A 23,102-nucleotide genomic window follows, 5' to 3' on the forward strand; every position below is an offset into this window, starting at 1 on the left:
CTTTTCAGGCCGCCGTGCTTTTGCTTCTTGATCTTGATCTCGAGAAAGCGCCCCGTTAAACCACGATGGCCGCACGCGGGCTCGGGTTCGTGGGGCAAGCGCCTCAGACCTGCGCCGGAGCCACCACCAACTCGACCGCCTCAGGGCGTTTGATCAGCGCATACACCAACCCCGTCAGCACACTGCCGGCCACAATCGCCAGCAAATACAGCAGCGCGTGGTTCATCGCATTAGGAATAATCAGCACAAACAACCCGCCGTGTGGCGCCGCCAGCTTGCAGCCAAAGTACATCGACAGAGCGCCGGTCAACGCGCCACCGGCGATGCTCGCCGGGATCACCCGCAGCGGGTCTTTGGCCGCAAACGGAATCGCGCCCTCAGAGATAAAGCACATGCCCAGAATCATCGCCGCTTTGCCCGCCTCACGCTCGGTCTGGGCAAACTTGCGGCGCGCCAGCAAGGTCGCGATGCCCATGCCAATCGGCGGCACCATACCCGCGGCCATGGTAGCCGCCATCGGTGCACCGCTGGACGCCGCCAGCAAGCCGACCGAAAACGCATACGCTGCCTTGTTGATCGGCCCGCCCAAGTCAACACACATCATGCCGCCCAGCAAAATGCCCAGCAGCACTGCGTTGGTGGTGCCCATGGTGCTGAGAAAATCAGTCAGGCCGGTCAGCAACCGTGCAACCGGAGGGCCGATCAGGTAGACCATCGCCAGGCCGGTGATCAGGCTTGCCAGCAACGGGATGATCAGGATCGGCTTGAGTGCCTCAAGGCTTTGCGGCAAGCGCACCGCGCGCGAGATAAATTTAACGCAGTAGCCGGCAAGGAAGCCCGCAAAAATCCCGCCGATAAAACCGGCGCCCAGCGTACCCGCCAGCAACCCGCCAATCATGCCGGGCGCAATGCCGGGGCGGTCGGCGATCGAGTAGGCAATGTAGCCCGCCAGCAGCGGCACCATCAGCATAAAGGCCTGGTCGCCGACAGTTTTAAGCGCCGCCGCCAAGGTGCCTTTTTCTTCAAAGGCATGAATGCCGAACACAAACGACAAGGCGATCAACAAGCCGCCTGCCACCACCATTGGCAACATGAACGACACGCCGGTGAGCAGGTGTTTGTAGACGCCGGTTTTTTCCGACTTCTTGGCCACCGCGCCGTTGGCCGCACTTTCTACCGCGCCTTCGGCGAGGGCTTTGTTGAGCGTGGCTTCAGATTGCTTGAGGGCAATGCCGGTGCCGCAACGGTAAATCTTCTTGCCGGCGAAGCGCTCGGTGGCGACTTCGATGTCTGCCGCCAGCAATACCACGTCGGCGTCGGCAATCGCTTGCGGGCTCAACGGCGTGCGTGCGCCGACCGAACCTTGGGTTTCGACCTGCAGGTCATAGCCCAGGCGCTTGGCCGTTTGCTGCAAGGCTTCGGCGGCCATGAAGGTGTGGGCCACGCCGGTCGGGCACGCGGTAATCGCAACGATACGCGGCGCGTTCGCAGCCGCCGCCGGGGCTTGGCTGGCGACGTAGATTTGCGCCTCTTCGGCGCCCCGACGCAGTACGCCGTCGACATCCGCCAACGCTTGCGCGGGCGTACTCTGGAACACCCGCTTGCCGACAAAGCGCTGCATGTCCAAGGGTGTGCTGCTGACCAGCAACACCCACTCGGCGTCGTCGAGCGTGGCCTGCGACAACTGGCGCTCGGGCCGCTGCACGTCCACCACTTCAACGCTGGTGCGCAAGCCCATGCGTTGCGCGGCGGCGTCCAGCAAACGCGCACACAGCACACTGGTGACCATGCCGTTCGGGCAGGCTGTAACAATGGCTAATTTCATCACAAACCCTCTTATTGTTCTGTCAGCGCGCGCACATGGACGCCGCTTTCGAGACGCGCCAATTGCGCGTCATCGCTGATACCAAAACCGATCTGCGTCACTGCCATCGCGGCAATCGCCGTGGCGCGGCGCAGGGTGGTTTCCGGCAGATCAACACTCAGCAAGCCGTGCAGCATCCCGGCCAGCAACGAGTCGCCCGCGCCCACCGTGCTGGCCACGCTGACCTTGGGCGGCGTGGCATGCAGCGCGGTGCCCGGGCTGAACCAGTTGACGCCGTCGGCACCGTGCGACACCACCACATGCTCCACGCCTTGGGCGTGCAAACGCTCGGCGGCCTCGGCCTGTTGCGCGATCGAATCGGTGGGGCAATCCAGCGCGTCGGTGAGTTCTTCGGTGTTGGGTTTGATCAACCACGGGCCCGCCTTCAAACCGGCGCGCAGCGCTTCACCGCTGGTGTCCAGGGCGACTTTCAAACCCAGTGCTTTAAGTTGCGCAAGCAAGCCCTGAAACCACTGCGGGCTGATGCCACGCGGCAAGCTGCCGGCGACTACCACCGCGTCGAACGCCGGGCCGACCACCTTGAGCAGTTTGAGCAATGCCTCTTGTGCCTGCTCACTGACCTCTGGCCCCGGCGCATTGATGTCGGTAACCCGGCCATCCTGTTCGGCAATCTTGATATTGCTGCGGGTTTCACCCGGCACGCGGATAAACGCATCGCCAAACCCACGGCTGGCGATCAATGCATCAAACGCCTCGGGGTTGGCCGCGCCAAGAAACCCACCCACGCTCACGTTATGGCCCAAGTCGGCCAACACCTGCGCCACGTTCACACCCTTGCCGGCGGCATGCGTGAGCACGGTTTCGCTACGGTTGACTGCACCCGGCTCCAGGCGCGCCAGGCGTACCGTAAGGTCCAACGCCGGGTTCAGCGTCAGGCATAAAATCTTCGCCATTTACACGGCCTCCACAAGGGCACGCACTTCAGCGGGCGAACCCACCAACAGCGCTTTTTGCGCCAGGCCCTGGGCCTCGCTCAGACTGAATTCACGCACCCGCGCCTTCACTTCAGGAATGCTGCGGGCCGACACACTTAATTCATCCACACCCAGCCCGATCAGCACCGGCACGGCCAGCGGGTCCGCCGCCAATTCGCCGCACACGCCCACCCATTTGCCATGGGCATGCGCTGCGCGCACGGTGATGTCGATCAGTTGCAGCACCGCCGGGTGCAAGCCATCGGCCTGCGCCGACAGGGTTGGGTGGCCACGGTCGATGGCCAGCGTGTACTGGGTCAAATCGTTGGTGCCGACACTGAAAAAGTCGACTTCCCTGGCCAAGACGGCGCGAGCAACGCAGCGGAAGGCACTTCGATCATGATCCCGAGTTGCAAGTCGGCCACCGGAATTTCCAGGCGCAAGCGCTCGGTCATATCACGCGCCGCACGCCATTCATCGACGCTGCCAACCATGGGGAACATGATGCGCAGCGGGCGGTTATCCGCCGAGCGCAGCAGCGCGCGCAGTTGCGCTTCCATGATCTGCGGGCGTTGCAACGTCAGGCGAATACCGCGCACGCCGAGGAACGGGTTTTCTTCTTCGGCAATCGGCCAATAAGGCAGCGGTTTGTCGCCGCCCACGTCGAGGGTGCGCACTACCAGCGGGCGACCTTCAAGGCCGTCGAGTACGCGGCGGTATTCGGCTTCCTGAGTGGCTTCATCCGGCGCTTGCGGGTGCGCCATGAAGATCAATTCGGTGCGCAGCAAACCAATGCCTTCGGCGCCCTGCTCTACCGCTGCGGCAACACCGGCGCTTTCGCCAATGTTGGCGAACACTTCCACGGCGTGGCCGTCACGCGTCAACGCCGGTTGATGGCGCTGCGCAGAGGCGGCTTGCAGGCGTTGCTCACGGGTGTCGCGCTCCACCGTCGCGCGTTGCAGCGTGGCCGCATCAGGGGCCACATGCAGGCGGCCGCGCTGGCCGTCGAGCAACAACGGCGTGCCGGAAGCCAGCAGCAGCACCGCCGCGCCTGCGCCGACCAAAGCGGGAATGCCCAAGGCACGCGCGACGATTGCACTGTGCGCCGTGGCGCCGCCACGCGCGGTGAGGATGCCGGCAACGCGGGCTGGGTCCAGGCGTGCAACGTCCGAAGGGCCGACTTCGTCCATCACCAGAATGTAAGGTTCGCTCGGCTCTTGCGCGGTTTCCAGGCCACACAGTTGTGCCAGCACGCGGCGGCCAACGTCACGCAAATCTGCGGCGCGCTCGGCGAGCAAGGCGTCCTGCAACGACTCTTGCTGCTTAGCGGCGGCTTCGATCACGCTCATCCACGCCGCTTCAGCGCTTTCGCCTTGCTTGAGGCGGGTGTCGACTTCGTCCGTCAGCTCCGGGTCGTCGAGCATTTCCTGGTGAGTGATGAAGATCTCGCGAATGGCTTTGGCCTGGCTGCGCTCGATCAGGCCCTGAATATCGCGGCGCACGTCGCTCAGTGCATCCTGCAAGCGCTGGCGCTCGATGGCGGAGGACTCGCCGCGCAAGGGGTAATCGAACACCTGTTGCGTCTGGATATGTGCCGGGCCGATAGCGATGCCGGGCGCGGCGGCGATGGCCTGGAGTTGGCTGCCGGCCTGCGGCGCGCTGATCACCGGTTGCGGTTCGACCTCCACAGTTGCAGGTTGCGCACTCACGGTCGGCAGCGGCTCGACGTCTTCGCCCAGGCCTTCTTCTACCGCCGCCAGCAAGGCGGGCAAGGCATCGCCGGCAATCGTCGGCTCGGCCACAAATTCCAGCACCTGGCCGCGACGAGCGCCGAGGCTGAGCAATTTGCTCAGGCTTTTCACCGACACAGCGCCCACCGGGCCATCGATGATGCGCAGGCGAATATCGCCGTCAAAACTCTTCGCCAATTGCGCGAGGATTTTCGCCGGCCGCGCGTGCAGGCCATGCGCGTTGGCCAGGGTAATGCGCGCGCTCGGCCAGTCAGGCGGCAGTTCGCCGCCGAGCACTTCAAGCACCGCGCGGCTGCTGGTGGCACGCCCCAATTCCTGGCCGCGACCTTCAATCAGCAAAGCACACAAACGCTCCAACAAAGCCTGGTGCGCTTCACCGAGGCTGGCCAGGCAAAACAGGCCATTGAGCGGCTGGCCGAGGTAACGCATGGGTTTGTCCGGGGTGACGAATGCCAGGCCGGGGCGCTTCACCGTCTGCTCGCTGTGCAGCCACCACAGGCCATCGCCCAGCGGCAGTGCGTCAACCTGTTGCAACACGGCGGCAAAGCCGTTACTCACACAGTCGGCCTGGCGCAGCAAGCGTGCGCCGCGCCATACCAGTTCTTCAAAATCATCGGCGGACACGCCGAGGCTGATCATCTGCGCATCCAGCGCCAGTTCCTGCGGCGCGCCTTGCAGCAGTTTCAGCAAGGCGTCGGCGGAACCGGCACGCGCAGCGCCTGGCCGAGGTCGGTTTCACCCAGCGCGCGGGTCAGCAGTTGCAGCAGGCGCAGGTGTTCATCGGACTTGGCGGCAATGCCGATGGCCAGGTAGACGATCTGGCCATCACCCCAATCCACGCCTTCGGGGAATTGCAGCAGGCGCACGCCGGTCGAAAATACCTGATCGCGGGTTTCCGGGGTGCCATGCGGGATGGCGATACCCTGGCCTAGAAAAGTCGAGCCTTGGGCTTCACGGGCTTGCAAGCCGCTGAGGTAGCCCTCGGCGACCAGGCCATCGGCCACCAGTGTGTCAGCGAGCAGGTGCAAGGCAGCAGATTTGTCCACAGCCACCTGGCCCATGGATATCTGCTCTACAGTGAGCTCAAGCATGCCGTTCTCCTAGTTAGTGCGATGGGCGCACTAGGTATTGTTTTGAATAAATCCGCACAAGGCGTTCAAAGTAAATGACTGAGTGGTCAGTTGGCAGTAGCCAGTCAGTCGCGAACGTCGTAAAAATACGCTGGCTGAAACGTTTAATCTAGAATTTATGGCAGGTTACGCGTTAATTATGCAAGCTTGAAGGACCACTCGGCGCTTGAGCCTGCCCATTGGTCGTGTGCCGTAATCGGTTACGATTGGACAAAATGTCGGGGCTGGCTCTAAAAAACAAGGAAATCCCGGTTTGAAACTCAGTGATATTGCACGTCTCGCCGGTGTGTCCGTGACCACCGCCAGCTATGTCATCAATGGCAAAGCCGAACAGCAACGCATCAGCAGCGCAACCGTCGAGCGGGTGCGCGCGGTGGTTCAAGCTCATGGTTTTACCCCAAACCCTCAAGCGGCGGGGCTGCGCAGTCGGCACACGCGCACCTTGGGCTTCATCCTGCCGGACCTCGAAAACCCCAGTTACGCACGCATCGCCAAGCTCCTGGAGCAAGGTGCGCGGGCGCGAGGTTATCAGTTATTGATCGCCAGCTCCGACGACGAGGCGGACAGCGAGCGCCAACTGCTGCAGCTGTTTCGCGCTCGGCGCTGCGACGCGCTGTTTGTTGCCAGTTGCTTGCCGGCCGGCGATGACAGCTACCGCGAACTGCAAGCCAAAGGCCTGCCGGTGATTGCCATCGACCGGGTCATGGAGCCTGAGCAGTTTTGTTCAGTGGTCAGCGACGACCGCCAGGCTTGCCAGCAACTGACCAGCAGCCTGTTGCAGCCGCTGCCCAAGCAGATCGCGCTGATCGGTGCGCGCCCCGAGCTGAGCATCAGCCAGGAACGCGCCGCAGGTTTTCGCGAAGCGCTGCACGACTTCAGCGGCGAAATCATCGTCGAACAAGGCGAGGCGTTCAGTCGCGACTGCGGCCGACAGCTGATGGAAAAACTGCTGGAGCAACTGGGGCATTTGCCTGACGCGCTGGTGACCACTTCCTACGTGCTGCTGCAAGGCGTGTTCGATGCGCTGCATGACTTTCCGCTCAAGTCGCAGCCACTGCGCCTGGGCACGTTCGGTGACACTCAACTACTCGATTTTTTGCCATTGCCGGTCAACGCCATGGCTCAGCAACATCAGCTGATCGCCGACACCGCCCTGCGCCTGGCCCTGGCTGCCATTGAGGAAGAACAGTACACGCCTGGCGTGCAGGCCATCGGCCGAACCTTCAAGCAGCGAATTCACGAGGCCTGAGCGTGGAGCTGATCGACACCCACACCCACCTGGACTTCGCGGACTTTGACAGTGATCGCGGTGAAGTCCTCGCCCGCAGCCGCCAACTCGGGGTGCAGCGCATGGTGGTGTTGGGCGTGTCGCAGCAACACTGGCAGCGGCTGTGGGACGTGGTGCAGGCGGATGAAGGTTTATTCGCAGCCTTTGGCTTGCACCCGGTGTTCCTCGATGAGCATCGCGCCGCCGACCTGACGCAACTGGGCGAGTGGCTGACCCGCCTGAGCGGTCACCGCCAACTCTGCGCAGTGGGCGAGATTGGCCTGGATTACCTTGTTGAACACCTCGATCGCGAGCACCAGCAAAGCCTGTTTGAAGCCCAACTGAAACTGGCGGTGGACTTTCAGCTCCCGGCACTGCTGCACGTGCGCCGCAGCCACGCGGTGGTGATCGCCACGCTCAAGCGCATCCGCGTGCCACGCGGCGGTATTGTCCATGCGTTCGCCGGCAGCGTTGAGGAAGCCCGCGAGTACATCAAGCTCGGCTTCAAACTGGGCCTGGGCGGTGCGGCGACCTGGCCTCAGGCGTTGCGCATGCACACAGTGCTGCCGCAACTGCCGCTGGACGCCGTGGTGCTGGAAACCGACTCACCGGACATGGCGCCCGCCATGTACCCCGACCAGCGCAACAGCCCGCAACACCTGCCGGACATCTGCACCGTCTTGGCCGAGCGTATGCGCATCAGCCCCTTATTGCTGGCCGAGACGAGTGCGCGCACGGCGCGCGCTTTGTTCAATTGGTAGAGTGAAAGGCATCAGGGCAGTACGGTCCAGATCGCAAAGCCTGCATACCACAGCACTGCCGCACGCAGCAGCAATTCCCACAGGCGATCAAGGCTGTTGATGCCATCGGCACCCACCACCGGCGGCGGAATTTCAGCCGCCACCAAGCCGACTTTTTCCACCAGTTGTGCGGCGCTGATGTCCCAGCTCAGCAGTTCATGCAGCATCACCCGGCCGACCGCGACAAAGTTACCCACCAGGGCAAAACTCGCCGCCAGCAGGCGTACCGGCACCCAGTCAAACGCATGGCGCAATTGCCCGGCACGCTCGGCTACCAACGGGTTCTGGCTGTGTTCACTCGCAAGCGCCAGCAGGCGATAGGCCAGCGCGGCGACCGGGCCGAGCAGGAAGTACCAGAAAATCACCGCGAAAAAGCTTTGGTAAGCCTGCCACAACACATGCGCTTGAACGCGCTCCAGCAGTTGCTCGCCATTCTCGGCGGCAATCTGCAGGTCGCGCTCGGCCACATGCTCAGCGGCTTGCAGGTCGCCACGCCGCCATGCATCGCGAAACGGCCCGAGCCCGGCCAATAAATCGCCACGGCCCAGGCTGTAAATCACCACCAGCAGGTGCACCGGCAGCGCCAGCAAGCCATAAGCCACCGGCTCCAGCACCAATAGCAAGAGCGCCAGCAAGGCCACCGGCAACAACACCAGCAGCATCAGAATCAACCAAGGCTGTTTGCCCATGCGCGGGCTCGATTCCAGCTTGGCCAGCTCACGCAACCAGCCGCCGTCGCGCTGCAACCGCCGACGCAAGGCCGAAAATTTCTCAACCCATACCGCCAACACCAACACCAGAAAACTCATCGTGGTTGTCCTCCATCCTGCAAGGCGCTGCGAAAGCGCGCCCAATCAAAAGCCGGGCCGGGTCGGTCTTGCGCCCCGGGGCGATATCACTGTGGCCACAAATACGCTGCTGGGTAATGCTCGGGTAGGCCACCAGCAACTGGCGCGTCAGGGCGATCAGCGACACATATTGCGCATCGGTAAAGGCTAGCTCGTCCGTGCCCTCCAGCTCGATCCCCAAGGAGAAGTCATTGCACACTTCACGCCCCTCAAAGCTCGAAACGCCGGCATGCCAGGCGCGATCCAGGCACGACACAAATTGCGTCACCGTGCCGTCGCGCTCAATCAGAAAATGCGCAGACACACGTAAGTCGGCAATCCCTTCAAAGTAGGGATGTTCCGTGACATCCAGGCGGTTCTGGAAAAACGCCTGCACCTTGCCGGTGGCAAACTGCGCCGGGGGCAAGCTGATGTTATGCACCACCAACAGTGAGATTTCGCCTGCGGGGCGCTCGTTGAAGTTGGGTGAAGGGCAATGACGAATGCCCTGGCACCAACCGCTGGCGGGGTCCAACTGCATACGGGTTCCTTTAATGAGACGAGGTGTTACCAGTATGCCGCGTTCAGCCCTGCGGTTGCGATCACTTGCCGCGATTGAGTTGCCTCAAGTTGCCCATCACCGACGCCAGCGCGCGGTCGAACAGCAGGCCATCGTCCAGCACGCGCAGTGCGCCACGCTTGAACGCGAGGGCCAATTGGCCGGCGTCTTTCTCGAGGACTTTAAGCCCTGAGCGGCTGACAAAAATATAGCGGTTGGCCGGCGCCATGATCGCCAGCAGCTTGCAGCGCACCAGGCCCGCGGGGGCTTGCTGGAACTCAAACCAGCCGCCGACCCGCATCCGGTGGGCCTTGAGCAGGTCCGGGTCATCACTCGACAGGCTGTGTAGCGGCGCCGGCAAACCGGGGCTGAGTGAAAACGGCTCGCGTACCTTGACCCGCGTGTCGGGGTCCTCGCCATCGAATGACTGAATATGCAGGGCTTGCAATCGGACAAAAAACGCGCGGGGACTGACGGAATCGAACGCCGCGTTGCTCAAGCCGTTGCGCAATGCCGTAAGCAGCCCCGGCAGTTGCTCCAACAGGCGCCGTGCAGCCTCGGCGTCTTTGTGCAGGCCGACGCTCCAGACCAACTCGTCCAGGGTGCGCACCGCCGCCTGCCACTGCACCGATGCTTCGCCGTGATTAAGGCAGGCCAGCAACAAGACGTGGCTCCAGGCCTGTTGAACAAATTGCAGCACGAACTGCGGCAGCACCTTGCCCAGCAACCGCCGGTTGAGCACATCGGCTACATGCTTACGGGCGGTATGCGTGCGCACATGCCCAACCTCAGCCTCATAGGTGTGTTGTTCAAGCAATTCGCTGCGTCGCCGCTCATCGGCCATAAAGGCGCTGAATTGCGCCAACAACGGGGTAAAAATCGTCAGGTCTTCGACGAATTCATTCAGCAAACACTGCACCACCCGCTCGATATGCAGGTACAGGCTGTCGCGCTGGTAGTCAGCGTGCGGGCTCCAGGCCATGGCGGCGGCGGCAATGTCGTTGAGCAAGCGCCGCGCCGGGTGGTTGGCACGGCTGAAAAAACTCTTGTCCAGCACCACTACTTTCAATATCGGGATCTGCAAGCGGGCGATCAAGCCCTTGAAGGCCTCAGGCACCGTGTGGTCGTTGAGGATGAATTCGAACAGCAGGGCGATCAGGTTGATCACGTCTTCATCGGCGTCTTCCACCACGCGCGACTTGCCACTCTTGACACTGACGCGGGTCAACAACTGCCCAAGCTGGTTGCGCAGGTCAAAATCGTCTTCGGCTTCGGGCCCCGGCACATATTGCTGCAAATGCGACAGCAGGCGCAGCAGGTCGCGCGTGGCAATCGGCTGCCGTTCGGCGCTGGCTTCCAGGGTGGGCGCGACGCTGCCACGCACGGCGGCGAGCAGTTTCTGCAACGCGGCGAAGGCAGCCTGGCCGTTTTCATCATGCGGCGGGTCAACGCTCGGCACGCTGCCTTCACGCCGCTCGCGGGCCGCACGCCCGCCGCAGCGGCGTGATGGCACCGCCTTGAGTTCAGGCAAAACGCCGGTGGCGACCAGCAGTTGGTTGGCTTCGAAGTACAACGGGTCGGCGTCACTGAGCACGTATTTTTCAAACAGCTTGAGCATGATCAGCTTGACGCGAATCTCCACCCCCAGGCTGCGCCCCGCGCGCAAAAAAAATTCACACAGCAGCGCCGGGCCCAACGGGTTATCGCGCTCGTCCAGGGGTTTGCCAAGCAGCGCACTCAAGCGCGCGGTCAACTGCGCCAGCGCCAAGCCATCGCGATGTCGCACTCGACCGAGCATGGCCTGCAACGCTGTGGCTTTTTCCAGATCGTCCCTTGAATTGCCTGGCGTCGCTTCGTAAGACACCACCGGCACCAGGTGCGGCTCACCCTGCCCGCCCTGGCCCAGGCTGGCGAACGCGGCAAACAGTTGCTCCATGAACACGCGCTCGAAACTCTTGCGTTTGAGGCGCAGGTCGCGCATGGCTTCAAAAAAAATGTGATGGTCGACGTTACTGCGCGCCTTGTCGGCCATTTCGAACAGGGTGTCGTCGGCGTTATCGAACAGGTCCTGCAAACCTTGCTGCAACTGTTGGGCTGCCTTGTCGCGAACTTGCAGCAACACCACCGGCAGGCGCGCGAGCGGCGATGGCGTGGCCTGTGCTGTGTTGATGGGCACCACCTTTCCGACAAATTGCATCCTGGCCTCCTGAAACGGCGGTGTTGTTCGGGGGAAGATCGGGAGCAGCGCCCATTGGGCACTGCAAAAAACCGGCTACCACCAGGACGTCAAAGCTATGACGCCAATTGCAAGGCGCAAGATTATCTTGCAAATGAGTGCAGTTGTGCCAGCAAACTCTGCCATTAGGCTGCAAATGAATGGGTGGTATGGGTTCAAAGGCACTCTGCCTCTATACTCCTGGCACTTTGTTTGTGGAGCCTGTTATGCCGAATCTGCGTCTTGCCGACCTCACCGCCGAAATCGAAGCCAACGTGCGCCGCGCACTTCAGGAAGACATCGGCAGCGGCGACATCACCGCGCAACTGATCCCCGCCGAACGGCTGGCCAAAGCCACCATCATCACGCGCGAGGCGGCTGTTATCGCCGGTACGGCTTGGGTAGACGCGGTATTCCGCCAGCTCGACCCACGCGTGGCAGTGCATTGGCAGGTGGCGGACGGTGAGCGTGTCAGCCCCAACCAGGCGCTGTTTCACCTCGAAGGTCCGGCACGTTCACTGCTGAGTGGCGAGCGCTGCGCGCTGAACTTTTTGCAGACCTTGTCAGGCGTCGCCACACGCGCGCGGTTTCTGGCGGACGTTGTCGCCAGCACCAGGGTCCAACTGCTGGACACCCGCAAAACCCTGCCGGGCCTGCGCTTGGCCCAAAAGTACGCGGTGACCTGTGGTGGCTGCCATAACCACCGCATTGGTTTGTACGACGCGTTTTTGATCAAGGAAAACCATATCGCTGCGTGCGGCGGTATTGCGCAGGCGATTACCGCCGCGCACAAAATTGCGCCGGGCAAGCCGGTGGAAATCGAAGTGGAAAGCCTGAGTGAATTGCGCGAAGCACTGGCGGCGGGCGCCGACATCATCATGCTCGATGAACTGAGCCTGGATGACATGCGTGAGGCCGTGCGCGTGAATGCCGGCAAGGCCAAGCTGGAGGCGAGTGGCGGGATCAATGAAACCACGCTGCTGCCTATCGCTGAAACCGGGGTGGATTATATTTCCATCGGCGCGATGACCAAGGATGTGAAGGCGGTGGATTTGTCGATGCGCCTTAGCCTTTGAGAGGCTAGTTATGGCGCACGGGCTTGTTCGCGTTGGGGCACGAAGTGGCCCTGAACCAAACAACCTGGTTTAACTGAAACTGCGCGGTGCCTGTATTGGGGCCACTGCGCAGCCCAGCGCGAGCGAGCCGCGCGCCACAGCGAGCGGGCTGCGGGTTTGGCGCTTAGACAATCAGGTTATTCATCTCGCAATACTCATCCCATTCGACACCCAGTACCTCGGCTGCCTCTTTGTGCAAGGCCAGCCGTGCGGCTTCGAAGTCTTCCGGTGTCGAGGTGTACTTGAGGCTCAGTTCCCAAGGCTGATAACCCTGGCTTTCCGCCTCATCCTCGAAGGCCCACTGGACTTGGTCGCGCTGGTCGTCAGCACTCAGGTCCTTGATCTCTTCTTTCAGATGCGGCGACTCTTCGAGGTATTTGTCGAGAGCTTGTTGGTGCCGTGCTTCTTGGGTCAATTCAGTCGTGGTCATGTTGTTCTCTTTAGATCAAGGAATGGGGATGCATCTGGGTCATCAAGGTTGCGCAGATACTGAAGAGCGGGTGCAAATACCGGCTCGTCTGGCCTTCAGAACCATTCTGGGATCATCTGAAAACGTTGCCTTTGAAACAGTCTTGCCTGTGTGCCCGAGACAGGAATCGAACCTGCAACCTTCGCGTTACGAGTGCGCTGCTCTACCGGCTGAGCTACACGGGCTGTGGGCTAAAGCTAGCACCGCATTGGGCATGCGGCAACTAACTCGCCCACCGCCCGACAGGCGCTACGGTGCGTCGGCGCCGCAGCCTTTGGCAACGTATTGCGCGTCGGCCGTGGTGGCACACTTCCAGCCCGTAGTGGCGCTGCGCGTCAAGGTGATGGTCTTGCCCAGTACGGGCGCGGGTGCATCAAGGATTTCACAGCTGATGGCACCGGCACCGCTCGCGACATCGCCTGTCACCTCGATCTTGCAGTTGGCGGTGGGGCTGGTGCCACCGATCAAGGCCAGGGTGGGTACGCTGCCCTGGTTGAGGGTGTCTTCGTAGCCTGCCTTCAGCGCGCTGATTTCGGCCAACCCCGCCGTGAACTTGGCTTTGGCCTGGTGCTTGGTATACATGGGCAAGCCGATGGTGGCCAAAATGCCGATGATCGCCACGACGATCAACAACTCGATCAAGGTAAAGCCTTTATGACGCATCACATTCACTCTCCAGAATAAAACCCATAACAAGGCGCGTCCTGCGCCCCGCATTTTACAACGGCACCAGTGTACTCATCCGCGAACGGCCTATCGCGTGCAAGACGCACAATCTGACATTTTAACCTGCATCAGTTGCCTGCTCGCAGCCGCTACCTGACTACGCTGAGGCTTCGACTACCTGTGTGCGGAACGTGACATGAATGACGCTGCAACGATCTACGCCTGGGAAGGCATTAACCGCAAAGGGCGCAGAGTGTGCGGGCAAACCGTGGGGCATGACTTGGCGTTGATCAAGGCGCAACTGCGCCAGCAAGGGATTTGCCCCGGCCGCGTGCGCAAGCAGCACGCACGCCTGCCAAGCTTCGCCCCGCCCATTAAGCCCGCTGATATTGCCCTGTTTACTCGCCAGCTCGCGACCTTGTTACGGGCGGGCATACCGCTGCTGCAAGCGTTCGATATTATTCGCGAAGGCTTCGACAACCGGCTGATGCGCGCGCTGGTGAACGGCTTGAAACAGGAGATTGCTGCGGGCAATAACCTGGCGGCAGCACTGCGCAAGCAACCGCGCTATTTCGATGACCTGTATTGCAACCTGATAGCCGCCGGCGAACAGGCAGGTGCCCTGGAAACCCTGTTGGAGCGCGTGGCAATTCATCTGGAAAAAAGCCAGTTGCTCAAGGCGCGCATCAAAAAGGCCATGACCTACCCTATCGCGGTGATAGTGGTCGCCTGCGTGGTCAGCACGATTTTGCTGGTCTACGTGGTGCCGCAATTTCAGAGCCTGTTTGCCGGGGTCGACGGCGAACTGCCCGGGTTTACCTTGAGTGTGATTGCCTTGTCCGAATTCCTGCAATACGCCTGGTGGATGCTCCTGCTTGGCTTGGGCGCGACAGCGGCCGCGCTGCGCCAGGCCTATCGGCAATCGCCCGTTTTGCGTCACGCGGTAGACGCCGGTTTGTTGAATACGCCCTTGGCAGGCACACTGCTGAAAAAAACTGCCGTCGCGCGCTTTGCCCGCACCCTCTCGACCACGTTTGCAGCGGGCGTGCCGTTGGTGCAGGCGCTGGATTCCGTGGCGGGGGCAGTCGGTAATGGGTTGTTCAAACAGGCGATCGAACATATGCGTCACGATGTATCCACAGGCATGCAGTTACACCACTGCATGGCCACCAGCGGGCTGTTCCCAGGCATGGCGATCCAGATGACGGCGATTGGTGAAGAATCGGGCACGCTGGATAGCATGCTCGAAAAAATCGCCAATCATTACGAGGCCGACGTGGAGAACCTGGTGGATAACCTCACCAGCTTGATGGAGCCACTGATCATGGTGGTATTGGGCGGCATTGTCGGCGCACTGGTCATCGCCATGTACCTGCCGGTCTTCCAATTGGGGTCGGCATTTTGAGCCTGCTGCTGAGTGAACAACCCTGGTTGTTTGTCGCAATCGCGCTGTTGCTCGGCTTGATTGTCGGCAGCTTCCTCAATGTGCTGGTGTGGCGCCTGCCGAAAATGCTCGAACGCGACTGGCGCGCCCAAGCCCTGGAAGTGCTCGGTTTGCCGGCTGAGCCTGCGCAACCGACTTATAACCTGATGTACCCCCACTCCTGCTGCCCGCATTGCAGCCAACCGATTCGCCCGTGGGAAAACATCCCACTGCTCAGCTACGTGATTCTGCGCGGGCGTTGCGCGCAGTGCCATAAACCGATCAGTGCGCGTTACCCGTTCACCGAGTTGGCCTGCGCGCTGATCTCGGCGACAGTCGCCTGGCATTTCGGCTTCGGCTGGCAAGCCGGCGCGGTGCTGCTGCTGAGCTGGGGCTTGCTGGCGATGAGCCTGATCGACATCGACCATCAACTATTGCCCGATGTGCTGGTATTACCGCTGTTGTGGCTGGGGCTGATCGTCAATGGCCTGGATGGGCTGGTGCCGTTGCACGAAGCACTGTGGGGCGCGGTGAGCGGGTACTTAAGCCTGTGGACGGTGTTCTGGCTGTTCAAGCTGATCACCGGCAAGGACGGCATGGGCTATGGCGACTTCAAGTTATTGGCGTTGCTCGGTGCCTGGGGAGGCTGGCAGATTCTGCCGATGACGTTGCTGATGTCGTCACTGCTCGGGGTAGCTGCAGGCTTGATCCTGATGCGTTTGCGCAAGTCGAAGGCGTCGACGCCGATGCCGTTTGGTCCATGCCTGGCAATTGGCGGCTGGATTGCATTGCTCTGGGGTGGTCAAATAACCGACTTCTATTTGCAGTCTGTCGGTTTCAGATGACCACTTCTGTTGCAACACCCTGGATCCTTGGCCTTACAGGCGGCATCGGCAGCGGTAAAAGCGCTGCCGCCCAGCACTTTATCGACCTGGGCATTGACCTGGTCGACGCCGACCATGCGGCGCGCTGGGTGGTCGAGCCTGGCCGCCCGGCGCTGGCGCGCATCGCCGAGCACTTTGGTGCAGGCGTGCTGCGGCCTGACGGCACGCTGGACCGCGCCGCGTTGCGCACACTGATCTTTGAAGTACCCCAACAGCGGCGCTGGCTGGAAGCCTTGCTGCACCCGTTGATTGGCGAGGAGATTCGCAGCCACTTGGCGCGCGCGCGGTCACCCTACGCGATTCTGGTGTCGCCGCTACTGGTCGAGTCGGGCCAGCACAGCATGACCCAGCGCATTCTGGTGATCGACGCGCCCCAATCACTGCAGATTCAGCGTACCCTGCTGCGCGACGGCATCAGCGAACACCAGGTGCAGGCGATTTTGCAGGCGCAGTCCAGCCGCGAAGACCGCCTGAACCATGCCGATGACGTACTGGTCAATGACCAGGACCTTGCCTGGCTGCACAGCGAGGTCGAGCGACTGCACCACTTTTACCTTACTTTGCGTGGAGGCCGATCATGAGCCAACCCTTGACCGTCGACTGCCCAACCTGCGGTGCACCCGTGGAATGGAAAGCGGCCAACCTCAACCGGCCGTTCTGCTCGGACCGCTGCAAACTCATCGACCTCGGCGCCTGGGCGGCCGAGGAACACAAGATTCCGGTGGCCCCGGATGCCGAAGACGAACTGTTCTCCGAAGACCTCCCGCCGCGCCATTAAGGCCGCATAAAGGCGTATTCCTGCTGGTCGTCGAGGTTCTCTGCAAGGTATTGCAGCTCGTCGGCCAGGTCCTCGAAACTGCGCACGCCTTTGCTCTGCTGCACCACTGCACTGAGCATCGCGCGCAGGGTCAAGCCTGGGTCAAAGCCGATTTCCTGTGCGGCGTCCTGGCTTCTGCGCAACTCCTGCCGCGCCCATTCGTAAACACTCATGATCCGTGCTCCCGGAAAAATTTTGCAGAGCATGAGCCTGCGCGGCTGCGCGGGATTTGATCTGGGTCAACGCCGCGAATCGTCGGCCTTTCTACGTTTCTTTGTCAGCCTCGACACAACTTGGCATACATTTTTCTTATAAAACCGCGCGAGCAGTTCTTTTGCTGGAATCACGCCTTCCAGAGTGCGCAACCCGCACCAATTGCAAGCAAAGACGTAAACGCCGTCCACCTTCAGTGCAAAGACTGACCAAAAGTCATGTCAATGATTGGCTGTTTTAAAGGAATTAGAACGATGTCCGATGTACGCACGCGCTTAACAGAACTCCGCCTTTTGCCCCTCGCGTTTGGCCTGTATTTGCCCTCCTGCGATATGCCTGCCCCTTCAGGCACCGACACATAGCCTCAACTGCGTCGCCGCGCCCTGCGTTTGCATGGGTGCTGGATAGACGCACCCGTCCTTTTAGAGTGCCCTCACTCGGCTGCGACTTCTCGCGCAGCCGACGCGGATAGCTTTGCTTTGAAAAAAGGTCTGTCATGTCGGAATTTGACGCTATCACCGTTCCTCCCAAACGGCCGTGGGCCTTTGTGTGGCATTACATACGGCTGTATCCGCGCTGGCACTGGGCAATCGTGGTGTTGCAGGTGGGCGCGGCCCTGTTCGCAACGCTGATGCCCTATTCGATTGGCCGCATCACCAGCGCGGTCAGCGAGGGTGCGTGGGAGCAGGCTGACCTGTTAACCGCCAGCCTGCCCTCACTGGGGTTGTTGTGCGGGCTCGCCGTGGCCCAAATGCTCTGCGCACGGGGCGCCACGCTGTGCATGATCATGATGCGGCCGGATCAGAAAATCCGCATCGTGCGTGACTTGTTTGCCTACTTGCAGCGCCATTCGGCGCGCTATTTCGGCGAGCACTTTGCCGGCAGCCTGGCGCATCGCATCGGTGAAGGCAGTATTGGCCTGCTGGAAATTACCTGGTCGCTGGCAATCGAGATGCTGCCGATTTTAGTCGTGTTGCTCACCAGCCTGGCGCTGCTGACACAGGCGTCACCCTGGCTGGGCCTGGGCTTGCTGGTATGGATAGTGGCGTACACGCTGTTGGCGTTTGTGCTTTCACGCAAGGCTCAGGTGTTGGCGGCCACGCATGCTCAGGCACGCAGTATCACCACCGGCAAGATCGTCGACGCGGTGAGCAACTTGAGCAGCATCCGCCTGTTCGCCCGCCAGGACTTTGAGCTAGGCTACCTGAGCCGTTACCAGACCCGTGAAAAACAGGCGGCGCGACGCTCGTTTTTCTACCAGGAAAAAATCCGCTTGTTGCAGGACAGCCTGTCGGTTGTGCTGCGCGTCGGCCTGGTCGCCTTGGCGCTGTACTTGTGGGATGTGGGCAAAATCGATGTAGGGCAGTTCGTGATGGTGGCGACACTGGGCCTGATGATCGTGGCCCAATGCAGCTTCCTGAGCATGCAGTTCATGCACTTCTTCGAGTACACCGGCAATATCGAAAACAGCCTCGATACCTTGTTGCAACCGCACGAAATGCCGGACCAGGCGAGCGCCCTGCCGACCACTGTGCAAAAAGGCTCGATTCAGTTTCGCGACGTGAACTTCGCCTACGGCCCTGGCAAACCGATATTCAAACACTTCAACCTGCATATTCGCCCCGGCCAGCGGGTAGGCCTGGTCGGCCTTTCCGGTTCAGGCAAGTCGACACTGCTCAACCTGCTGCTACGTTCGTACGACCCGCAAGCCGGCACCGTCGAAATCGACGGCACCAATATTCAGCAGATGACCCAGCAATCGCTGCACAGCCAAATTGGCTTGATCCCACAGGAACCCGGCCTGTTCCACCGCACCCTGCGCGAAAACATTGGCTACGGCGACGTACTCGCCAGCGAAGCGCAAATCGTGCAGGCAGCCCGGCGTGCGCATGCACATGAGTTCATCCTTAATATGCAGGACGGCTACGACGCATTGATCGGCGAACGCGGGGTGAAACTCTCGGGCGGCCAACGCCAACGCATTGCCATTGCACGTGCGTTGCTCAAGAACGCGCCGATTCTGGTACTCGATGAAGCCACCGCCAGCCTCGACTCAGAAACCGAAAGCCTGATTCAAAGCAGCCTGGACGACATCATGGCCGGCAAAACTGTCGTGGTCGTGGCGCACCGACTGTCAACTATCGCTCACTTGGACCGCATTATTGTGCTGGACAACGGTTTGATTGTTGAAGACGGCAGCCATCATCAACTACTTGAACTTCGCGGTTTGTATTACCGGCTATGGCAGCATCAATCCGACGGCTTGTTGAGCCAAACCGATGCGCCAGAACATGACGTATTAGTCACCTGATAAACACCCTGCACTGCGGCAGTTCGCGCGGCACCCTTTATAACTTTATGTGTATATATGTTAACTAACTGATAAGACCCTGGATTAAAGCTCAAGGTCTTGCGCTGAAGAAGGACCGTCAATTGATGAGTACCGCCCAGTCTTCACTCAGGCGATTTATGCAACAGTGTGAGCATGTGCCTGGCTTTATTTCACTGCGCCTGATTGAACAACAATCGCAGTCTTTGGCTGTGACCCGAAACATTATTGAGCCACCCGCCCAACGCAATGAATGCGGGGTAATGGTGTGTGTGCACGTTGATGGCCAACAGGGTTTTGCCGCCACCAGTGACATCAGCCAATCCGGATTGCGCTACGCACTGGATCGCGCCACCCAAACGGCCCAGGCACTGCGCGGTCGCGGCTTGTTGAAATACACCACGGCGTACGTGCAAGGCGTGCACGCCCATTACCGCTCGCCCGAACTGGACACGCCGCTCCCCAACACTGCCGAGTGGCTGGCGCTGTTAATGCAAACCTCGCAGCAAGTGCCGAAGGACCCGCGACTGGTGCAGTGGTCCTGCAGTGTGCGCGTGGTGCGTGAACAACAGCTGTACCTGGATAACCAGGGCAACGACATTCAGCGCACACAACAACAACTGTTTCCGGCACTGGCCGTCACTGCATTTGATGGCCACGAGAGCCAGCACCGCTCTTATCAATTGGCGCAGCAAGGCAGTGCGCGTCTGGTGACCGAGTCAGGTTTTACGGAGCAAGCGCAGCGCGTGGCGGACCAGGCCTTGCAACTGCTGATGGCCCCCAACACCCCAAACGGCGTGCGCGACGCGCTGCTGATGCCGGACCAAATGATCCTGCAAATCCACGAGTCCATCGGTCACCCGCTGGAGCTGGACCGTATTCTGGGGGATGAGCGCAACTATGCTGGCACCAGCTTTGTCACGCCGGATATGTTCGGCCATTACCGCTATGGCTCGAAACTGCTGAATGTCAGCTTCGACCCGAATGTGACCGGCGAACTGGTCAGTTACAGCCATGACGATGAGGGCCTTAAGGCCGAAAAACACCTGTTGATCGAGCAGGGGATTTTGCAACGGCCAATGGGCGGCGCACTGTCGCAGGCCCGCAGTGACTTGCGGGGGGTTGCCAACAGCCGCGCGTGCAATTGGAACCGCGCACCGATTGACCGCATGGCCAACCTCAACATCGAGCCTGGCGATCAAAGCATGCAGCAACTGATTGGCGGCATCGAACACGGCATTCTCATGGCCACCAACCGGTCGTGGTCGATCGACGACGCGCGCAACAAGTTCCAGTTCGGCTGCGAATGGGGCCAACTGATCGAAAACGGTGAGTTGGGAGCGGTCGTCAAAAACCCCAATTATCGCGGCGTGTCATCACAGTTCTGGCGCAATTTACGCGCCGTGGGCGATGCATCGACCCTTCGGGTGATGGGCACGGCCAACTGCGGTAAAGGCGAACCCAACCAGGCGGTCACCGTGGGCCATGCGTCGCCGGCCTGCGTGTTCAGCGAAATTGATGTGTTCGGAGGCCAGGGATGATGAATAACAATTGCCCATTCGCCGTTGAGTTCAAGGCGCTGCAACAGTGGCTCACGCGCCAGTTGCGCGCCGATGAACATTTCACCCTGCAGTACGAGGCTGAAGACAGCCAGTTTGTGCGTTTCAATCACGGCAAAGTGCGCCAGGCCTACCCTGTGCTGCAAATCGAATTGACGCTTCGCGTGATCCGCAACGAACGACACAGCAGCACACAAATAAACCTCAGCGGCGCATTCGAACACGATGTAGCGCAGTTGGGCGCAACCCTGCAGCAATTGCGCGATGTACTGGACGTGCTGCCCGCCGACCCTTATTTATTGCTCAACACTCAGGACTGGCAATCCGAGCGCCATGTGCCGGGTTTTGTGCCGCCGATGCAACAGGTGATCGACACGATCTACCGGCTCAGCCAAGGCCTCGACATGGTCGGCATTTACGCCGCAGGCACGTTGTACCGCGGGTTCGCCAGCAGTTGGGGCGCGTATGGCTGGCATCAATGCGCCAACGCGTTGTTTGACTGGAGCCTGTTCAATGCCAGCGGTGAAGCGGTCAAAACCACCTACGGTTCGGCGCAGTGGGATACCCAGGCATTAACCGATTTATTTGGGCACGCTCGCGAGCAGTTGGAACACCTGAACAAGCCGCGAATCAAGCTCGAACCCGGCCAATACCGTGCCTACCTCGCCCCGGCGGCAGTCGATGAAATACTCGGCATGCTCAGTTACGGCGCGTTTTCGGCCAAGGCGCTCGCGACCCGACAAAGCCCACTGCAACAGTTGCAGTTAGGCAAGCAACAGCTCTCGGCACGGGTCAGCCTGCGTCAACAATCGTCCACCGGCTTTGAGCCGGGTTTCAGCCACGACGGCGTACTGGCCGAAGACGTCAATTTGATTGAGGCAGGACAGTTGGTCGGCCAATTGGCCAACTCGCGCTCGGCGGCCGAATATGCGCTGCACGGCAACGGTGCAGGCGAGCAAGAAATGCCGCATTCATTGGTGATGGCGCCCGGCGAGCTGGCGACTGCGCAGGTGTTGCGCGAGCTGGGCACCGGCTTGTACATCAGCAACCTGTGGTATTTGAACTACTCGGACAGCGGGGCCGCGAGGCTCACCGGGATGACGCGCTTCGCCACCTTTTGGGTAGAGAACGGGCACATCGCCGGCCCGGTTGAAACCATGCGGTTTGATGACACGGTGTACAACCTGCTGGGGGCTAATTTATTGGCGCTGACCCGCGAACAAGTCTTGTGCATCGACGCCGCAACTTACGCGCGCAGGCAACTGGGCAGCCGCGTTGTTCCGGGTGCTCTTTTAGAGCACCTGACACTGACTTTATAAGTAACGCGCCGCGCACCGCACTACTAAATGGCAGTGCGTTGTAAGGATGGTGCACTGCCTTGAGGGTTTCCGAGAACATGAGCGGATTGTAGGACAGTCACGTGTTTAATGGCCCCGCCAAGACTGTCAAAACATACAACTTCAATAGCCTTGAAACTTGTAATCAACGCGTGCCTGAAAAAATCACTGGCCGTTTATATAGAAACACTTACAAAAAATCTGAATCGGCATTTTTGGCATAGCTGTTGCTATGAACAATGTAACAAGCGTAATACACCCACTATTACTGGATCCAATTCACAACAAGAAAGGAGCTGTAATGATTACTCTCTCGCCATAGTGGCCAATGCATTGCACCGGTGAGTTATCACTTGTACAGGCGCCCATTTTTATAACTGTTAAATGAAATGATTAGTTCTCGTCCCTGCGTGCAAGGGCGAACGGAGCCTTATTGCCCTTCTTTTAGTCGAGGGACTCTTAATGAGTGACGAGGTAAAACACAAAGAGCGGCCTGAGCCACTCATCGGCGCCGAGCGGATGCAGCAGTGGATGCGTATCAGGCATGTGCCTAACGCGTCGCAACCGGGCGGGCTGAGCAAGCCGTACATGTTGCTGTTGATCGCCGTGGTTGCGCTGTTGCACGGCGGTGCCTGGTGGTTTTTTCAGCAGGCCAAGGCAGCTCCATTGGTGACGCCGCCCGAGATCCCGGAGATGACGGTCGAACTCACCAGCCCGGCGCCACCGGCACCGCCTGTAGAAGAGCCGCCACCCCCTCCACCTCCACCGCCGCCACCGCCGCCCGAACCGGAGACGCCGCAGGAAGATGAAGATGCGGTAAAGGAACCACCGCCAAAACCGGTGGAGAAACCCAAGCCCATCGAGAAACCCAAGCCTGTGGTCAAGCCAAAGCCGCTGCCAAAACCGCAGCCGGTCAAGCCCGCGCCACCGGCACCGGCCGCT

Annotated in this window: 17 protein-coding genes, 1 tRNA gene and 3 pseudogenes; 11 read left to right on the plus strand and 10 right to left on the minus strand. The window is 60.6% G+C overall.

The window, feature by feature from the left end:
- Positions 1 to 103: 103 nt before the first annotated feature.
- From F0169_RS23580 to ptsP, 3 genes and pseudogenes are all read right to left on the minus strand, one after another.
- Entirely contained in the window at positions 104 to 1,825 is a 1,722-nt protein-coding gene (locus tag F0169_RS23580; protein WP_058412737.1) for a fructose-specific PTS transporter subunit EIIC, read from the minus strand.
- A gap of 11 nt (positions 1,826 to 1,836) precedes the next feature.
- Positions 1,837 to 2,778 (minus strand): 1-phosphofructokinase, encoded by a 942-nt coding sequence (gene pfkB / locus F0169_RS23585; protein WP_152747761.1) that lies wholly within the window; start codon positions 2,776 to 2,778, stop codon positions 1,837 to 1,839.
- Positions 2,779 to 5,641, minus strand: a pseudogene (gene ptsP / locus F0169_RS23590) (phosphoenolpyruvate--protein phosphotransferase).
- Positions 5,642 to 5,933: 292 nt separating this feature from the next.
- Here ptsP and cra point away from each other — a divergent pair.
- On the plus strand, positions 5,934 to 6,929 hold the full coding sequence (cra, locus tag F0169_RS23595) for a catabolite repressor/activator (protein ID WP_058412740.1): 996 nt from the start codon (positions 5,934 to 5,936) through the stop codon (positions 6,927 to 6,929).
- Between the two features lie 2 nt (positions 6,930 to 6,931).
- Complete coding sequence (locus F0169_RS23600) at positions 6,932 to 7,708, plus strand: TatD family hydrolase (protein ID WP_172979533.1); 777 nt, start codon at positions 6,932 to 6,934, stop codon at positions 7,706 to 7,708.
- An 11-nt stretch (positions 7,709 to 7,719) separates the two neighbouring features.
- Here the strand turns inward: F0169_RS23600 and ampE are convergent, their stop codons facing one another.
- The 3 genes and pseudogenes from ampE to F0169_RS23615 form a co-directional block, all read right to left on the minus strand.
- Positions 7,720 to 8,556 (minus strand): regulatory signaling modulator protein AmpE, encoded by an 837-nt coding sequence (gene ampE, locus F0169_RS23605; protein WP_058412742.1) that lies wholly within the window; start codon positions 8,554 to 8,556, stop codon positions 7,720 to 7,722.
- Positions 8,553 to 9,115 (minus strand): annotated as a pseudogene (gene ampD / locus F0169_RS23610) (1,6-anhydro-N-acetylmuramyl-L-alanine amidase AmpD). Before ampD ends, ampE begins: the two are co-directional and overlap by 4 nt.
- Before the next feature lie 61 nt (positions 9,116 to 9,176).
- Positions 9,177 to 11,330 carry a DUF1631 domain-containing protein gene (locus F0169_RS23615; RefSeq protein ID WP_152747763.1) on the minus strand — a complete coding sequence of 718 codons (2,154 nt, stop codon included), beginning with the start codon at positions 11,328 to 11,330 and terminating at the stop codon, positions 9,177 to 9,179.
- A 245-nt stretch (positions 11,331 to 11,575) separates the two neighbouring features.
- Here F0169_RS23615 and nadC point away from each other — a divergent pair, with 245 nt between their 5' ends.
- Positions 11,576 to 12,424 (plus strand): carboxylating nicotinate-nucleotide diphosphorylase, encoded by an 849-nt coding sequence (gene nadC, locus F0169_RS23620; RefSeq protein WP_152747764.1) that lies wholly within the window; start codon positions 11,576 to 11,578, stop codon positions 12,422 to 12,424.
- A 163-nt stretch (positions 12,425 to 12,587) separates the two neighbouring features.
- Here the strand turns inward: nadC and F0169_RS23625 are convergent, their stop codons facing one another.
- The 3 genes from F0169_RS23625 to F0169_RS23635 form a co-directional block, all read right to left on the minus strand.
- Positions 12,588 to 12,893, minus strand: coding sequence for a DUF6388 family protein (locus F0169_RS23625; protein WP_152747765.1), 306 nt, complete (start codon positions 12,891 to 12,893; stop codon positions 12,588 to 12,590).
- 151 nt (positions 12,894 to 13,044) lie between these two features.
- Positions 13,045 to 13,117, minus strand: a tRNA-Thr gene (locus F0169_RS23630).
- A gap of 64 nt (positions 13,118 to 13,181) precedes the next feature.
- Entirely contained in the window at positions 13,182 to 13,595 is a 414-nt protein-coding gene (locus tag F0169_RS23635) for a pilin (protein WP_122251210.1), read from the minus strand.
- Positions 13,596 to 13,794: 199 nt separating this feature from the next.
- Here F0169_RS23635 and F0169_RS23640 point away from each other — a divergent pair, with 199 nt between their 5' ends.
- The 4 genes from F0169_RS23640 to yacG are packed head-to-tail and all read left to right on the plus strand — an operon-like array spanning position 13,795 to position 16,683.
- Entirely contained in the window at positions 13,795 to 15,003 is a 1,209-nt protein-coding gene (locus F0169_RS23640; RefSeq protein WP_152747766.1) for a type II secretion system F family protein, read from the plus strand.
- Positions 15,000 to 15,866, plus strand: a complete 867-nt coding sequence (locus F0169_RS23645) for a prepilin peptidase (RefSeq protein ID WP_152747767.1) — start codon at positions 15,000 to 15,002, stop codon at positions 15,864 to 15,866. Before F0169_RS23640 ends, F0169_RS23645 begins: the two co-directional genes overlap by 4 nt.
- A complete protein-coding gene (gene coaE, locus F0169_RS23650; RefSeq protein ID WP_058412748.1) occupies positions 15,863 to 16,486 on the plus strand; it encodes a dephospho-CoA kinase in 624 nt (207 codons plus the stop codon). Before F0169_RS23645 ends, coaE begins: the two co-directional genes overlap by 4 nt.
- The gene (gene yacG / locus F0169_RS23655) at positions 16,483 to 16,683 is read left to right on the plus strand and encodes a DNA gyrase inhibitor YacG (RefSeq protein ID WP_005784677.1); all 201 of its coding nucleotides are present in this window, start codon (positions 16,483 to 16,485) and stop codon (positions 16,681 to 16,683) included. The genes coaE and yacG overlap by 4 nt, the downstream gene beginning before the upstream one ends.
- Here the strand turns inward: yacG and F0169_RS23660 are convergent.
- Positions 16,680 to 16,895, minus strand: a complete 216-nt coding sequence (locus tag F0169_RS23660) for a hypothetical protein (RefSeq protein WP_003171680.1) — start codon at positions 16,893 to 16,895, stop codon at positions 16,680 to 16,682. The genes yacG and F0169_RS23660 overlap by 4 nt on opposite strands.
- Positions 16,896 to 17,431: 536 nt before the next feature.
- Between F0169_RS23660 and F0169_RS23665 the strand changes: the two genes are divergently transcribed.
- The 4 genes and pseudogenes from F0169_RS23665 to F0169_RS23680 all read left to right on the plus strand — a co-directional run.
- Positions 17,432 to 19,246 carry an ABC transporter ATP-binding protein gene (locus tag F0169_RS23665; protein WP_152747768.1) on the plus strand — a complete coding sequence of 605 codons (1,815 nt, stop codon included), beginning with the start codon at positions 17,432 to 17,434 and terminating at the stop codon, positions 19,244 to 19,246.
- A gap of 125 nt (positions 19,247 to 19,371) precedes the next feature.
- Positions 19,372 to 20,805 carry a TldD/PmbA family protein gene (locus tag F0169_RS23670; protein ID WP_425274318.1) on the plus strand — a complete coding sequence of 478 codons (1,434 nt, stop codon included), beginning with the start codon at positions 19,372 to 19,374 and terminating at the stop codon, positions 20,803 to 20,805.
- A complete protein-coding gene (locus F0169_RS23675; protein ID WP_152747770.1) occupies positions 20,805 to 22,142 on the plus strand; it encodes a metallopeptidase TldD-related protein in 1,338 nt (445 codons plus the stop codon). Before F0169_RS23670 ends, F0169_RS23675 begins: the two co-directional genes overlap by 1 nt.
- Positions 22,143 to 22,622: 480 nt before the next feature.
- Positions 22,623 to 23,102 (plus strand): annotated as a pseudogene (locus F0169_RS23680) (energy transducer TonB); the annotation flags it as partial.

The sequence above is a fragment of the Pseudomonas kitaguniensis genome (genome assembly GCF_009296165.1).
GTDB classification, from domain to species: domain Bacteria; phylum Pseudomonadota; class Gammaproteobacteria; order Pseudomonadales; family Pseudomonadaceae; genus Aquipseudomonas; species Aquipseudomonas kitaguniensis.

What these genes read in the sequence shown, in the direction of transcription:
- F0169_RS23580 (WP_058412737.1), bottom strand. Translation starts at nt 1,825, where the DNA reads ATGAAATTAGCCATTGTTACAGCCTGCCCGAACGGCATGGTCACCAGT.
- pfkB (WP_152747761.1), bottom strand. Translation starts at nt 2,778, where the DNA reads ATGGCGAAGATTTTATGCCTGACGCTGAACCCGGCGTTGGACCTTACG.
- ampE (WP_058412742.1), bottom strand. Translation starts at nt 8,556, where the DNA reads ATGAGTTTTCTGGTGTTGGTGTTGGCGGTATGGGTTGAGAAATTTTCG.
- F0169_RS23615 (WP_152747763.1), bottom strand. Translation starts at nt 11,330, where the DNA reads ATGCAATTTGTCGGAAAGGTGGTGCCCATCAACACAGCACAGGCCACG.
- nadC (WP_152747764.1), top strand. Translation starts at nt 11,576, where the DNA reads ATGCCGAATCTGCGTCTTGCCGACCTCACCGCCGAAATCGAAGCCAAC.
- F0169_RS23625 (WP_152747765.1), bottom strand. Translation starts at nt 12,893, where the DNA reads ATGACCACGACTGAATTGACCCAAGAAGCACGGCACCAACAAGCTCTC.
- F0169_RS23635 (WP_122251210.1), bottom strand. Translation starts at nt 13,595, where the DNA reads ATGCGTCATAAAGGCTTTACCTTGATCGAGTTGTTGATCGTCGTGGCG.
- F0169_RS23640 (WP_152747766.1), top strand. Translation starts at nt 13,795, where the DNA reads ATGAATGACGCTGCAACGATCTACGCCTGGGAAGGCATTAACCGCAAA.
- coaE (WP_058412748.1), top strand. Translation starts at nt 15,863, where the DNA reads ATGACCACTTCTGTTGCAACACCCTGGATCCTTGGCCTTACAGGCGGC.
- yacG (WP_005784677.1), top strand. Translation starts at nt 16,483, where the DNA reads ATGAGCCAACCCTTGACCGTCGACTGCCCAACCTGCGGTGCACCCGTG.
- F0169_RS23660 (WP_003171680.1), bottom strand. Translation starts at nt 16,895, where the DNA reads ATGAGTGTTTACGAATGGGCGCGGCAGGAGTTGCGCAGAAGCCAGGAC.
- F0169_RS23665 (WP_152747768.1), top strand. Translation starts at nt 17,432, where the DNA reads ATGTCGGAATTTGACGCTATCACCGTTCCTCCCAAACGGCCGTGGGCC.
- F0169_RS23670 (WP_425274318.1), top strand. Translation starts at nt 19,372, where the DNA reads ATGAGTACCGCCCAGTCTTCACTCAGGCGATTTATGCAACAGTGTGAG.
- F0169_RS23675 (WP_152747770.1), top strand. Translation starts at nt 20,805, where the DNA reads ATGAATAACAATTGCCCATTCGCCGTTGAGTTCAAGGCGCTGCAACAG.